Consider the following 13,484-nt stretch of genomic DNA (forward strand, 5'->3'; position numbering starts at 1 on the left):
CAATTCGTTAGAATTATTTGGCCTTTTCGGAGGTAGCGGGGACTGGATTACAACCTACATTTTCATAACGTACGTGAATTGAGCAAAACAGCCTCCTTGTAGTCTTAAAATTGCCTTTTATGTCGTTCTTCTGTCAAGACAAGTAAGGATAGACACGGTATAAATATGATTTTTTGTCCTACAAAGTGTCCTATGAAGGACAGGATTCTATACTTTTGGAATGGCAACTACCACCTTTCCAAATGGCTAAAATATCCTACCTGCTGAACGCGCCCGGTGCGGACAAGCCGACCCCTATTTTCACCTTTCTAAGCTTTGAGGGCCGCCGGGTGAAAGTGTACGCGAACCGTTCTATACTCCCCCGACAATGGGACGCTAAGGAACGCCGCGCTCTGACGCGGGGCTACCCACGTAACGGGCATCTAAATGACTGGCTAGACCTGTTAGCCGAACGTCTGATTGCCTGCTGCGATGCTCACGCTGCCGCTGGTACCGCGCCTACAGCCGCCGAGCTTCGCGCTCTAGCCGAAACTGAACAAATTGTTGAGCCTGCCCCTGTAGAAGTTGCTGTTCGTGGGTCGCAATTCTGGCAACGCTATGATGAATGGGTAAACTATACCCGCGCCGCCGGTACCGTTCGCACGGCGCAAGCCCACGCCACCGCCGGCCGACACTTACGGGAGTTTGCTGAGACCAACGGGTATGCTATCGATTTTGATACCCTGACGCCCACCGTAGGAGACCGTTGGGCCGCTTACCTGCTGAACGTAGCACGTCTAACTGATAATACCATTAACAAGCACCTGGGACGGCTCAAAGCTTTTATGAAGTGGGCAGGCAAACGGGGCTATACGGAAAACACGGCCCTTGACCGGGTTAGCTGGGCACGACGAGAGCCGGATGTTATAGCCCTAACTGCCGACGAGTTGGCCGCTCTCGAAGCATTGCCGCTGGTCACTGGCTCCCGTCTCGACAAGGCCCGCGCTTGGTTCCTACTGGCCTGTTACACCGGCCTGCGGTACTCTGACCTAGTGAGCATCCGTCCCCAGCACCTACGGTCCGCTACTGAGAAGATACCCGCACACCTGCGACTGACCGCCAAGAAAACCCGTGCCGTGGTGAACGTGCCTCTGAGTGCCCTCGCCCTCGATATTGTAAACCGTTTGCTGGCTGGAGAACTGGCTACCGTAAAAGAGCAACCTATTACTAACCCTGTACTTAACCGCTTCCTGAAAGAGCTAGGTAAGCTAGCCCAAATTGATTCGCCGGTTGAAGTTATCCGGTATAGGGGTGGGGTTGCCGATATAACGACGTGCTGCAAGTACGAAAAGCTGACTGTTCACACAGCCCGCCGCACGTTTGTAACGCTGAATCTGGGTAAGGGTATGAGTGCCGAGTTTGTGATGAAACTAACCGGGCACACGTCCTATAAATCATTTCAGCGGTACGTGAACCTCACGCCCCAGCGGGTAGCCGAAGAATTTGCTCGGTTTCACGAAATGCCTAGCTAAGAATAAAAGATGTTTTCAGCCTGGCACTTTCGATAACCTTGATACCAGGCAAACTTCCAACTTGAGCAGGCAAACCATGAAATCCGCAATAGAAGTACACGAATACTATTCCCAGTTATTTGAAGCTTACACCGTATTGCCACCGGCTGATATTGCAAAAGACCTCAGTTTCGGGTGCCTGGCAGAGCTTTGGAATCGGGGTAAATATCAAGAATACCGAGATAGTTTAGACCGTCTGAACTCCTACCTAGATAAGAGTAAACTTGACCCGGAAAGACGAAAAGAAGTAGCCGGTTTTCTAGCAGTTCATAAGCTCCTTGTTGAAAAACACATTCTGTTTCCAGAGTGCCGACACCGCTTGTTTGAAAGTGACCGGATAGACTTGCGGGAGCGGTTGTTTGAGCTATTGAACGGCCCCAATTTTGGAGAGGGAAAGCTGTGGGCCGCTGGGATATATCTTGGAACAGTAGCAGAATTAGAGGCCAACGCCCAAATAAAGCCTGATAAGGATGCCTGCAACCGGATAGCAGTAATCAAAAAGTGTCTGGCAACCCTAGACGAACAGCGAGAAGCTAGGGTAAATGATTCTACGGATGATGAAGGGTTGCCATTCCCCCAGCGCACCTTTTACTATCCAGGTACGGTGAGTGAAAGTTCAACCATCCGAACAACACCCCGTCCACAGTTAGAATCGGAGCTACGCGTCACTGTGGGGCCAGTAACTGCCGCGCCAATGGGAGTAACGGTCACCGGGCCCTTCGATGCGCTATTATTCAACTACTCCTTGGCCAACTTAACCGCATTACTTAAAGAGCTGGGGCTACTCAACCCTGACACAGAAAAGGCCACCCCAGCGGCCAGGCCTGGAGCCTGGGTTGGGGTAATCTATGCCTTACTAGATGCAGAGAGCCCGCGCCTTAGAGGTAGTATGGCCGCTATTCGCCGGGCATTCATTAGCACATTTGGGGCGGTTGTAAGTGAGCGGGCGGTTCAAAACGGACTAGGTAAGCGTGAAAGTGAGGCCGAACAGGTCAAAAGGAATGCCTTGTCAATCCTAAATAGATAAAAGAATTGCGGATTACTGCGGGTTAATGCGGTCCGCAAGGTTCCGCAATGGTTATTCCCGCCCTTTGTGGCAGAGCTGGCCGGCACACCTCCCCGGCGGCCCTGTTGCCAATGCAAGCTGTTATTCCTGTAGGCGTTGAATATGCCCAATTACTCGAAGATGTACGGGCGGTCGTTCGTCATGAATTAACCCAACGCACCGCATCATCCACTACTGTGGCCGCGCCTGTTGATGAACTTCTAACCGTACGCGAAGCCGCCACGCTGTTAGATGTTACGCAGCAAACAGTACACGAATGGAAACGACGCGGGCTGCTGAAATACCATAAGCTAGGCCAGCGTACCTACCTAAAGCGGGCCGACGTGCTGGCCGCGCTACAAGGGTGTCAGCGGAGCGTGAAAAAAGGTCGTTAGTCCGATGCAGCAGATTAACGACCTCAACACAGCGAGCGGGGTGGGAGGGCGCAAAATCATAGAAGACGACGCGCTGGCGTGTGCTTTAGTGCTGACAGGAACATGTACGCCCACCTCTAAACGACTAGCCGCCGCTCTAGCTGAATTATTTCCTAACGGTACCGGCCCTACCGTGGCCGGCATACTAGCTGCTGGGCTGTTAGTGCCCACGGTGGATAAGCGAGGCCTACGGATACCCCCTCTACAAACTGATACGCACTTTTGTGCGCCACACACGACCGCTTTGCTCAAGGATACGCCCGTAGTACAACCTTCTTCTATAGCCAGCGGGCTGCCTGCGCCCCTGTTTAGCCTTTACCGTGGGCCTATTACTAACTCGGCCCCTTGCAGATCTATTACTCCGGTTGAGCTTCACCAACTGCTAACCTCAGACTGTTATCGGAGCCGAACTGAAGCATTACGAGTCGCCCCGGTAGGCAGTACCCAGCGAACCGCTTTAAAAAAGCAACTCGATTATGTGACACCCGCCGGCATTTTCACCCATCGGGCAAATAGTGGGTTAAGAGAAAGTTCGGGTTTGCTGGTTCTGGATTTTGACCATGTACCTGAGTTAGGCATGGCCCGCGCTGCCTTGCTAGCTGATGCGCTGCTGGCCCCTGAAATAGTGCTAGTATTTGTCAGTCCCAGCGGAGACGGGCTAAAGGCATTGGTGAAGGCTGACCCTAATGCTGGACACCTTGACAATTTCCGGGCATATGCTGCCTACCTAACGGGGCGCTACGCAACCCTGGGGCTACGCCCTGATGAGGCGGGCAAAGATGTAGCCCGCGCCTGCTTCGTGCCCTATGCACCTGATGCTTGGCTGGCTCCTGGCTTCGCAGCCTGACCCCTTTCATATTCTTCAAGCTGGCAACAAATGGATATTAAAAAGCTCAGGGCAGCTACACCCGTTCCTCTGCCCACTAGCGATACTTTACCCCTGCGCTTAGCTTCGTCTCCCGTTGTCGCTTCGGCTGATGCGTTGGCTTGGTGTCTCGACACATTCAACCGGGGGACGTTCCCGGCGGAGGGTGGGCGCAACGACTGGCTCGCCGCGCTGGGGCTGTTTTGCAACGAAAGAGGCGTACCCCTAGCTGAACTTGAAGCCTATGCCCTAGTTCACTACGTAGCAGCCGACTTTCCCCAGCGGGAAATAGAGCAAACGCTACGCGGTATTTATACCCGAGAAGCTGACGCCCACAATAGCAAGCCTTACGCTTCGCATACCGCCTTAACTAATCACACGCCCACAGGGCTAATACGAACTGCTTCGTTACACTTGCCGGATACGTTCCCATCGGTCATGTATGATGCACTTCCCGATTACTTACGGCGCTGCTGTGCGCCCTTTGAAGGCCACGAAAAGGCGGTTATGCTGCTAGGTGCGTTGGCCGTACTATCTGGGTGTTTTCCGGCAGTAGGTGGCACATACAACAGACGTCAGTTTGGCTTAAATCTATTCGCATTCATCATTGCCCCAGCAGCTAGTGGCAAGGGCACATTAGCTTGGGCGCGTCGGCTGGCTTGGCCGCACCATAAGGCGCTGACGGAAGCCAGCCGCGCCGCCCGCCTTGACTTCGATGCGGAACTGGCCGCGTTTAGAAACGCTGGAAAAGCTAAAGCCAGCTTGACACCGCCACTCGCCGCTCCACCAGCTTACAAGATGCTGTATCTACCCGGTAACACTACGGCCGCCGCATTACTAACCGCGCTGGCTGAAAACGATGGGCGTGGTATTATTTGCGAGACTGAAGCCGACACTCTAACCGGGGCACTTGGGTCTGACTTCGGTAATTTTTCCGATGTGCTCCGCAAATCCTTCCAGCATGAGCCTATTTCATTACTCCGCAAGACGGACCGCCAGCACCTCGATTTAGCACGCCCTGCCCTAAGTATTGCACTCACAGGTACCCCCGGACAGCTCCCCCGACTAGTGCCGTCTGCTGAAGATGGGTTAGTGAGCCGTTTTCTTTTCTATACTTTCGCTCAAACACCCACCTGGCAAGATGTTGGGCCCAGCGCCGGCCCGGCCCTTGACCCGTATTTTGATGAATTGGCAGGTGAACTAAGCCATATGATTGAGGTTACCCCGCTAGCCTCAGAAGAGGGCAATAACTACCCTATTGAAATAACACTGACGCCAGCAGACTGGCAACGGTTAAACAAAGCAGGCGCTGCCGGACTAGATGAGGCGCTATCCGTAGGCGGGGAAGTTGGGGGAAGCTCAGCGTACCGTCTAGGGCTGATTGCTTGGCGAGTAGTGGGGTTACTTACTGTGTTGCGCTGCTTCCAAAACGGGGAGGCCCCAATAGGTCGCCTACAAGCTGACCCGACCGATGTGGGTTCGGCCCTAGCAATTATGGATACCGCCCGCGCCCACGCTCTAGCCGTGCTGGCTTCTTTACCTACGCCCGGTGGGCAGGGCAGGGGGCGCTTTACAGCAAAAGCCGGAAAAGAAGAACAAATACGAGAGCTTCAAGCACAGGGCCTAAGCCTTCGGGAAATTGCCGATAAAACAGGTGTTTCTAAATCCACTGTAAACCGCTGGCTGGCGTAGTGCCCTAAGTGTCCCGTCCCATTTTTGGGACGGGACACTTAGGGCACTACTCTAGGCCGACATACTCCTGACTGAGTTGAACTGATGGAGCTTAGTCGGGATTATTGTCTACCATAAGCGCCGCAAAAAGGACAGTGTTTTCCGGTTTTTTGCGGCGTGACTCATGTTTCTATAAGAATTTTGCGGTGCTACTATATAAAAGAACTCATTACCGCAAAAAGCCGAATAGAAGTAACTAGCTTAACTAGCCGCGTGGAATAAAACAGTAGTGTAAACACACAATAGATACAAACGCAATATTCGATCGTGCCGCAAAACTTCGAATAAAAAGCCCCGCGTTCCTCAGTTGAGAAACGCGGGGCTTTGCCGTAGGTAGAGCTGGCAACTACACACCTATTAGCATGCAAATTTAATATAACTAGCCTAGTTTATGGGCAGGAAGTAGGGAGTGTGAGATTTAAATCAGACTGGTACTTCAAGTGAACTTTACAACTACTTAAACTGTGCTGTTGATAAGCGCTGAACCATTATCTACTCCATGTCAAAGCATTTGGAACGGCCTGAAATAATTTTTTTGCTCTATTCAGCCTCTGATGCTGGCGCTGCATCTCGCGCCATACAGTTGGATGTTGATATTCTATGATAGACCTTTTTATGTTGTCTAACATACTTTGCCGCTCAGTATCGATGTCATTCGAGTAATTAAGTAAATGAGGGTCCCGCACAAAATCTTCGAGTTCATCCCAAGTAGTGCAAGCCTGCAACTTTTGGTACTGACTTAACAAGTTCTGAAAATGATTCAAGGCTGTCTCACGCGCAAAGGCAAGCGCTGGTCGGTCACCAATTTGCAGTACGCTCAATGTGCGTTCAGCCTTGGCAATATCGCGTGGGTCGGTAAGTAAAGGATGGGGAACTAGGTGAAAACCGTTATGCTTAATTTCGAGAAAGAGGAAGTCCATTGGATCTTCAACATGCGGGTCGATAAAAGCTGCATCTTCCGATGGCGGCAGCTGTTTTCGTTGCAATGCTACAGCATTTGAAGACTGTGCTGGAGAAAAGACATAAAATTTATCTAGCTTAAACTTTGTATTACAGGACTTACAAGCCAACAGAAAATTAGATAGCTGAAAAGTGCGGCCCGGGAAAAACGACTTTGGATAAATGTGCTCAACGTCGGTAGCTTCATTATGCTCACAATAGTTGCAAAGCTCCGTACTCACACACATTCCAAGCAGCGTTTCCTTCAATTCATCAAAAGCAATTTTTCCTGCTTTGGGGTTGCTTTTAGAGTCCCATAGGTCCTGCGCTTTATCTGCTTGTTGATCAACTGGTAGGCTATTGATAGCAGCTTGCTTAGTGGCTAGATATCGAAGCGTTGTTAAGCTTGGTGAGCTAATATTCAACTGTAGCATCAACGGACGAGAATATTTGACGTAGTTCAATAAGGCGCTTTAGATCACTTGGCGTGGCTTTTCCAACCGACTCCTTGGCGCTGAGGCGTGCGCGCTCATTGAGTAGTGCTGTAGCTTCCTGAGCTTGCTCTACTTCATGTCCACCAAACAAGCCGGTACCATAAGCGTCAAGCACAGAGCCAAGACGTAAGCGCTGCCGTTCCACACCTGTAACTTCTTCAGCGTTTTGTCCCTGGCCAGGAGTAGGAAGACGCCAGATACTACCTGCAGTATCAGTTACAGCGCGGCAAATAAGAGGGCTGTGTGTGGTAACAATAAACTGAAGCTGTGGAAAACACTTCGTGAACCATTGCCCTATACGCGTCTGCCAGGTAGGATGTAAATGAGTGTCTATTTCATCGATAAGCACAACCCCTGGTAATTCAATAATTGTGTGTGTGCGGCTGGGTGGGAAAACAGCTGCTAAGCCGTATACTCGAATTAGTTGGCGAATAAGCTCGAAGGATAAGCTCAGTATTGAGCGGAATCCATCTGATAACTGTGTTACGGATACTTTCTGTCCATTTCCATCCTGAAAAATAGGGCCCTCAGTGGACATACCTTTAAATTCAGTCCCGGCTGGTAGAAGCTTACTTTCGTTTATGAACGTTCGCAAACGGATCGCTAACCAGTCATTATCCTCAAGTGGTAACTTTTGTGATACGCTAGTAGCATTAATGGCAATAATTGGAGCCGTTGAGGCAGCATTCTTGGCTTTATATTGTTGGACTAGTGTGCTGGCTTCCTCTAGGCGGTTAGTATCCTTAAGAAGAAGGGCTAGGTCGTTAAGCCTTGCAATTACTCTGGGGTGGCCAGGGCCGTAGTTCGCCTCATCAATGGCGAGTGCTCGGCGTATGAGCGGCTCAGCTTCCTCTAACCGATTAGCATCCTGAAGTAAAATAGCCAGATTGCTCAACCTGAGACCGATAGTTGGATGGTCAGGGCCATAACTGGCCTCATCAATGGCCAGAGCTCGGCGCACGAGCGGCTCAGCCTCCTCTAGCCGGTTAGTTTCCTGAAGTAAAGCAGCTAGATTATTAAGGTCAGTAGCTACCCCAGGATGGTCAGGGCCATAACTGGCCTCATCAATGGCCAGAGCTCGGCGTATGAGCGGCTCAGCTTCCTCTAGCCGCTTAGTTTCCTGAAGTAAAGCAGCTAGATTATTAAGGTCAGTAGCTACCTCATGATGGTCAGGGCCATAACTGGCCTCATCAATGGCCAGAGCTCGGCGTATGAGTACCTCAGCCTCATCTAGCCGCTTAGTATCCTTAAGAAGAAGGGCTAGGTTGTTAAGCCTAGTAGCCACTCTGGGATGATCAGGGCCGTAGTTCGCCTCCCCAATAGCTAGGGATCGGCGCATGAGCGGCTCAGCTTCCTCTAACCGATTAGCATCCTGAAGTAAAATAGCCAGATTGCTCAACCTGAGACCGATAGTTGGATGGTCAGGGCCATAACTGACCTCATCAATGGCCAGGGCTCGGCGCATGAGCACCTCAGCCTCCTCTAGCCGGTTGGTGTCTCTAAGTAATAATGCTAGATTGTTGAGGCATACTGTTAGTGAGTTATTATCATTACTATGATGTGCTTCAGCAAGGGCCAGTGCTCGGCGCATCAAAAGCTCGGCCTCGCTCAATTTGTTGACTTTTTTAAGCAGAGTACCTAAGTTGCTGAGACTAACTAAGATATCGGGATGATTGGGTCCATAATTCGCCTCGTCTAGGGCTAAAGCACGGCGCAGAAGCGGCTCAGCTTCCTCTAGCCGGTTAGTCTCCTGAAGCAAGTTGGCTAGATTGATAAGGCTGATTGCTACCCCTGCACTATCTGATCCATGGTTCGCCTCATCAATGGCCAGAGCTCGACGTATAAGTGGCTCGGCCTTAGACGTGCGGTTTGTCTCCATAAATAGTGAAGCCAAATGATTCAGGCCTAATGATATAAGAGAACGATTGTGCTCAATTTCATTCTCTGCAATATTTAAAGCTCGATGAAGCAAAGATTCTGCTTCCTTATAAAGACTGTTTTTGCGCAGCCTAGCAGCTATATCCCAAAGCTGTTCTACTTTCTCTATAACTTCTTCAACGGAGTCAGCTTGTATACTTTTGTTAACAGCCAAGTTAAGAGGTTGGGTATCCTGCCGAATCTTCTTCTCCCTAGCTTTTAACTGCTGATAGTCGATCTCTTGTAGCCACCGCAGTGCCTCGGTAAGTGCTACATCTTCCCCAAATACAGATAGGTGAGCACCGCAACGAGGTGATGACAGATATACTTTGTCATGCTCAGTATCACCGCCAGTAAAGCGTCGGAATGGCCCAAAACCAGCCGAAAACCAACCTTTCGTAGAATTTCCCCAAAGGTGTTTAGCAAGAGCTGGCTTAACTACATGTTCGTCGATTATGGCCTCTATAATTGGAGCGCTGCCGGCTATACCACTAAACGAATTTGAAGGCTGCAATAAAACCTTAGCCTTAAGGCTCTGAGCCTTGCCAAGTCCTCTGGAAGAGTCATAATGTGAATCCCACCCTAAGCTAAGCTCTACAAAGCCACTTTTAGCATCCTTGCGCAGCCATTCCGCAAAATTTGGATGAGCGGCTCGAACCTCATTTGGTCCTATCAACCCTAATGCAATAGCCCGTATTAAAGTTGATTTACCAGCACCATTGTCACCTATTATAACGTGCCATCCCGCAGGTTGCACAGGAAAGGTCATCTCGAGGTGCTTTAGCCCCCGGATATTTTCAATGGTCAGCTTTTTTAAGTACATACGAGTGGCTAAGAGCCTAAATATAGGATGCAATATAAGCGCAACATCCTCTAAGGCTGTTTAACTATTTAGTGTGCGTAACAGAGCAATACTAGTTAGTAAGGATGCGTATCCTACGCAATCCACTGATATATTATCCTTTAATAGTTTAATAGATAATGTAAAATAGTCCTATAAGATGTCCTATGGACATTAAAAAAGGGCGTTTCCATCTTGGAAACGCCCTTTTAGGTAGCGGGGACTGGACTCGAACCAGTGACCTTTGGGTTATGAGCCCAACGAGCTACCAACTGCTCCACCCCGCACTGTTTGGTAATACAAATGTAAGAGGCTTTTTGGGAAATCCGCATAGTGGTGTCGCAATTAGCGTGAATTGAGGCTTTTTAGGCTGAGTATCAGCTATAAAAATTTTATAATGGTAGCAGTGGAGTTCAAAGTAGGTACATGATTTTGGGTGTGTTAGTTTTTTATGGAGGCTCAACCGTAAGGTAGCCTGATCTATCTGTTCTTCTCATAACACAAACATGAACCCCTCCTTCCTCCCCTCCCTTCGTTGGGCAGTGCCCATGCTGGCAACTGGCCTAGCACTAGCTTCCTGCAACTCGTCGCAAACCAATGAGTCGAAGTCGGCTACGGCTGTTGCTACCGACTCGATGATGACGGCTCCCGTTGATTCTGTCAGTGGCAGCGCTTTAAAGGCCATAAAGCCAGCCGGCCCGAAACCGGCCTGGGCGCCTACCATTGCCCCCGAAATGCAAACAGTGATGGAGGCCCTGGCCAGCCTCAATCCGAAACCTATTGAAACCCTTTCAGCAGCGGAGGCGCGCAAGCAGCCGGGCCCTAAAGAAGCGGTAGAAAAGGTAATGCGCGACAACAGCATCCCGATGCCTGCTTCCACTGCTGACACTACCAGCCGCATGGTGATGCCCGGCGTGAAGGTTAGAATTTATACCCCGCGCAATCCCAGCGGCCCTTTGCCCGTGGTGGTGTACTACCACGGCGGTGGCTGGGTAATTGCCAACCTAGATGCCTATGACGCTTCGGTGCGGGGATTGGTGGAAAAAACCGGCGCCATCTTCGTGTCGGTAGCGTACCGGCAGGGGCCGGAGCACAAGTTCCCAACTGCCCACAACGATTCGTTTGCGGCTTACCAGTGGGTGCTGCGGAACGCTGCTTCTTTCAATGGCAACCCACAGAAGATAGCAGTAGTAGGAGAAAGTGCTGGAGGCAACTTGGCGGCGGCCGTGAGCATGATGGCACGCGACAAGAAGGTAATGCTGCCCAAACATGAGGTATTGGTATACCCCATTGCCGGCTACGACCTCAATACGCCCTCTTACCAGCAGAATGCGCAGGCTAAGCCTCTGAACAAGCCCATGATGGCGTGGTTCTTTGAAAACTACCTGCGTGGCGCGGCCGACGGGAAAAACCCGATGATTTCGCTGGTAAATGCCAATCTTAAAGGCCTGCCGCCGACCACGGTAATTACCGCCAGCATCGACCCGCTGATGAGCGACGGAAAAATGTTGGCCGATAAGCTGCAAGCTGCTGGTGTGGCTACCCGCTACCAGAACTACGAAGGCGTTACGCACGAGTTCTTCGGAATGGCCGCCGTAGTGCCCCAGGCTGGTCAAGCACAAGAACTAGCTGCCAGCGAGCTTAAGAAAGCGCTGCAATAAGCAGTCAGCATGAATACGGCAAAAGCCTCTGCTACCTGGTAGCAGAGGCTTTTGTAGTTAATAGCACTAGGTTGATCCAAGCAGTCAACCGGCGAGCTAACAAGGTTTGACGCTGTGTAAGGGGTAGTAGCCTGGGTTAAAAGCGGCTGGTGATGCCAAAGTGAATTTTGCCCGAGTTGAGCCCAAACTTCTGCTGCTTGTCGCGGCCTAGGGCGTACACAAACTGAAACTGTCCGGCCCCGGTCCGGAAGCTCAGGCCGGCTCCTAGCCCGGTGGGCGTATCCTGTGGCACGGGGTCGGCAGGTAAGTCGCGGCGGAGGTACGCCTGATCGACAAACAAGAATACGTAGGCATCACTGCCCGTAAATTGGCGGTACTCGGCGGTACCAACGGCGTACTGGCTGGCGTAGAAGTTCAACTCATTAAAGCCGCGCAACGTCGCTAGGCCTCCCACCCGAAACAAGTCGTTGAGAAACAGGCGCTGATTGATGAGGGCTTCGCCGCGCAGCCGGGCTAGCAGCACGCCGGCACGCCCCACCCGCACGTACTGCTCAATGCGGGTGCCCAGGCTGACCTGGGTAGAGCGCAACGGAATGCCTTGGTATAGGCTTTCGTTCAGGTCGGAGTTTTTGCTGATGATTTTTGTGCCAATGGCCGCCTGCCCGCTGGCTAGCAAGCCGCGCCGTGGAAAGTACACGTCGTCCAGGGTGTTCCAGGCGTATTCCAGGCCGTAAGAAGTAAACCGCGAGTCGATATTTTCGGGCAGTACGGTGGCCTTATACAGCAGCGAATCAATCAGCCGGGAGTTGCGCCATTCCACAAACACCGACACGCGGCCGGCTTGCGCGGTAGGGTACACGGCCTGCAGGCGGGGCTTTAGAGTCAGAAACTGGTCGTTTTGCTTAAGCAGGTTGAAGGAGCCGTTCAGCTCTAGCGGCGTGCCAAAAAATGCCGGGTGCACGTACTGCGCATCTAGCAGCTGCGACGTCGGGTCAAGTTTGCGCCACTGCACCCCAATGCCTTTGCCGCCCCCACTGATGTTGCGCAGGTTGATGGTCACGTCGCCGGTAATCTGCACGCGTTTTTGGCCGGCCAGCGGGTTGGGGTTGGGCAGCACACCCACAATAGCATCAAACTGATTGGCCGTGCGGTCTTCGAGCAGAAAGTATACCCGCGCCCGCCCTTTGGCAAAGCGTACTTCGGGTTCGGCCTTGAGTTGGAGGTAGGGAAGCTGCCGCAAGCGCCGTGTGGCTTCCTGAATGCGCAGTTGGCTGAACGGCTGGTTGGGCTCAATCTGTAGGTATTTGGCCAGAAACCGGGCCCGCGTTTTGGTTTTGCCCACCACCTGAATGGAATCGAATACCACGGCTGGCCCGCGGCGCAGCACGATTCGTCCCTCAATGTCAGTCCCGTCCATCGATAAGGAATCGAGGCCTATGGTGGCAAACGGGAAGCCTTGGTTTTCAGCCTCGTGTAATACACGCTCCTGCAATTGGGCCCACTCTTGGGGCCGGAAGGGTTGCTGCTGAAACAGCTTTTCGCGGTAGCCGGCCCTGGTAAGCAGCCCGTCGCCGAGGTTGCCGTTGCGCAAGCGTGCCCACCGAAACTTCTCGCCCAAGTAGAGTCGCACGCACACCGTGTCGCGGCTCCAGCGCAGCTCATCGGCCGAGGCTGTGAGGTACGCATCGGTTTGCAACGCCAGCACTAGGGCCCGGATTTCGCGCAGGGCCGCCAACGAATCGGGTAGTACAGTGCGATATCGATAGGCCCGTAGCGTCGGTTGGTCGCTAGGTTCAATTTGCAGTTGAAGTGTAACCGGGGGCCTACTGGGCTTTAGGGCTGGTGCCGGCCGCTTTCGGGTAGTATCGGGGGGTAGGGCTGCGGCGGGGCTGGCCTGTAGGGGCGGCGCAGCCGGATTGAGCGGTGCCGTTTGTTGCGCCCAGGCGCGGGAGCCACTGCCTACAGCAAACAGCAACAACCAGAAAACGAGGGCGCGGGCGTACATTT

At 52.1% G+C, this 13,484-nt stretch carries 9 protein-coding genes and 1 tRNA gene; 6 read left to right on the forward strand and 4 right to left on the reverse strand.

What is annotated here, in order from left to right:
* Positions 1-242: 242 nt before the first annotated feature.
* The 5 genes from ACYVHC_RS08825 to ACYVHC_RS08845 all read left to right on the forward strand — a co-directional run bounded on the left by ACYVHC_RS08825 (position 243) and on the right by ACYVHC_RS08845 (position 5,586).
* Positions 243-1,511, forward strand: coding sequence for a tyrosine-type recombinase/integrase (locus tag ACYVHC_RS08825; protein WP_460613324.1), 1,269 nt, complete (start codon positions 243-245; stop codon positions 1,509-1,511).
* 76 nt (positions 1,512-1,587) lie between these two features.
* Positions 1,588-2,577, forward strand: coding sequence for a hypothetical protein (locus ACYVHC_RS08830; protein ID WP_460613325.1), 990 nt, complete (start codon positions 1,588-1,590; stop codon positions 2,575-2,577).
* Between the two features lie 110 nt (positions 2,578-2,687).
* A complete protein-coding gene (locus ACYVHC_RS08835) occupies positions 2,688-2,990 on the forward strand; it encodes a helix-turn-helix domain-containing protein (protein ID WP_460613326.1) in 303 nt (100 codons plus the stop codon).
* A 4-nt stretch (positions 2,991-2,994) separates the two neighbouring features.
* The gene (locus tag ACYVHC_RS08840) at positions 2,995-3,876 is read left to right on the forward strand and encodes a BT4734/BF3469 family protein (RefSeq protein ID WP_460613327.1); all 882 of its coding nucleotides are present in this window, start codon (positions 2,995-2,997) and stop codon (positions 3,874-3,876) included.
* A 525-nt stretch (positions 3,877-4,401) separates the two neighbouring features.
* Positions 4,402-5,586: a DUF3987 domain-containing protein gene (locus tag ACYVHC_RS08845; protein WP_460614303.1), complete on the forward strand. Its 1,185-nt coding sequence runs from the start codon at positions 4,402-4,404 to the stop codon at positions 5,584-5,586.
* A 527-nt stretch (positions 5,587-6,113) separates the two neighbouring features.
* On the opposite strand, the gene ACYVHC_RS08850 is transcribed toward ACYVHC_RS08845, so the two are convergent.
* From ACYVHC_RS08850 to ACYVHC_RS08860, 3 genes are all read right to left on the reverse strand, one after another.
* A complete protein-coding gene (locus ACYVHC_RS08850; RefSeq protein WP_460613328.1) occupies positions 6,114-6,998 on the reverse strand; it encodes an HNH endonuclease in 885 nt (294 codons plus the stop codon).
* Positions 6,979-9,798 carry a tetratricopeptide repeat protein gene (locus ACYVHC_RS08855; protein ID WP_460613329.1) on the reverse strand — a complete coding sequence of 940 codons (2,820 nt, stop codon included), beginning with the start codon at positions 9,796-9,798 and terminating at the stop codon, positions 6,979-6,981. Before ACYVHC_RS08855 ends, ACYVHC_RS08850 begins: the two co-directional genes overlap by 20 nt.
* A gap of 232 nt (positions 9,799-10,030) precedes the next feature.
* A tRNA-Met gene (locus ACYVHC_RS08860) sits at positions 10,031-10,103 on the reverse strand.
* A 219-nt stretch (positions 10,104-10,322) separates the two neighbouring features.
* Here ACYVHC_RS08860 and ACYVHC_RS08865 point away from each other — a divergent pair.
* Positions 10,323-11,477, forward strand: coding sequence for an alpha/beta hydrolase (locus tag ACYVHC_RS08865; RefSeq protein WP_460613330.1), 1,155 nt, complete (start codon positions 10,323-10,325; stop codon positions 11,475-11,477).
* A gap of 136 nt (positions 11,478-11,613) precedes the next feature.
* On the opposite strand, the gene ACYVHC_RS08870 is transcribed toward ACYVHC_RS08865, so the two are convergent.
* Positions 11,614-13,482, reverse strand: a complete 1,869-nt coding sequence (locus tag ACYVHC_RS08870) for a BamA/TamA family outer membrane protein (RefSeq protein ID WP_460613331.1) — start codon at positions 13,480-13,482, stop codon at positions 11,614-11,616.
* Positions 13,483-13,484 lie beyond the last annotated feature (2 nt).

This window comes from Hymenobacter seoulensis, from assembly GCF_054780535.1.

What these genes read in the sequence shown, in the direction of transcription:
- ACYVHC_RS08825 (WP_460613324.1), top strand. Translation starts at nt 243, where the DNA reads ATGGCTAAAATATCCTACCTGCTGAACGCGCCCGGTGCGGACAAGCCG.
- ACYVHC_RS08845 (WP_460614303.1), top strand. Translation starts at nt 4,402, where the DNA reads ATGCTGCTAGGTGCGTTGGCCGTACTATCTGGGTGTTTTCCGGCAGTA.
- ACYVHC_RS08870 (WP_460613331.1), bottom strand. Translation starts at nt 13,482, where the DNA reads ATGTACGCCCGCGCCCTCGTTTTCTGGTTGTTGCTGTTTGCTGTAGGC.
- ACYVHC_RS08850 (WP_460613328.1), bottom strand. Translation starts at nt 6,998, where the DNA reads ATGCTACAGTTGAATATTAGCTCACCAAGCTTAACAACGCTTCGATAT.
- ACYVHC_RS08855 (WP_460613329.1), bottom strand. Translation starts at nt 9,798, where the DNA reads ATGTACTTAAAAAAGCTGACCATTGAAAATATCCGGGGGCTAAAGCAC.
- ACYVHC_RS08865 (WP_460613330.1), top strand. Translation starts at nt 10,323, where the DNA reads ATGAACCCCTCCTTCCTCCCCTCCCTTCGTTGGGCAGTGCCCATGCTG.
- ACYVHC_RS08840 (WP_460613327.1), top strand. Translation starts at nt 2,995, where the DNA reads ATGCAGCAGATTAACGACCTCAACACAGCGAGCGGGGTGGGAGGGCGC.
- ACYVHC_RS08830 (WP_460613325.1), top strand. Translation starts at nt 1,588, where the DNA reads ATGAAATCCGCAATAGAAGTACACGAATACTATTCCCAGTTATTTGAA.
- ACYVHC_RS08835 (WP_460613326.1), top strand. Translation starts at nt 2,688, where the DNA reads ATGCAAGCTGTTATTCCTGTAGGCGTTGAATATGCCCAATTACTCGAA.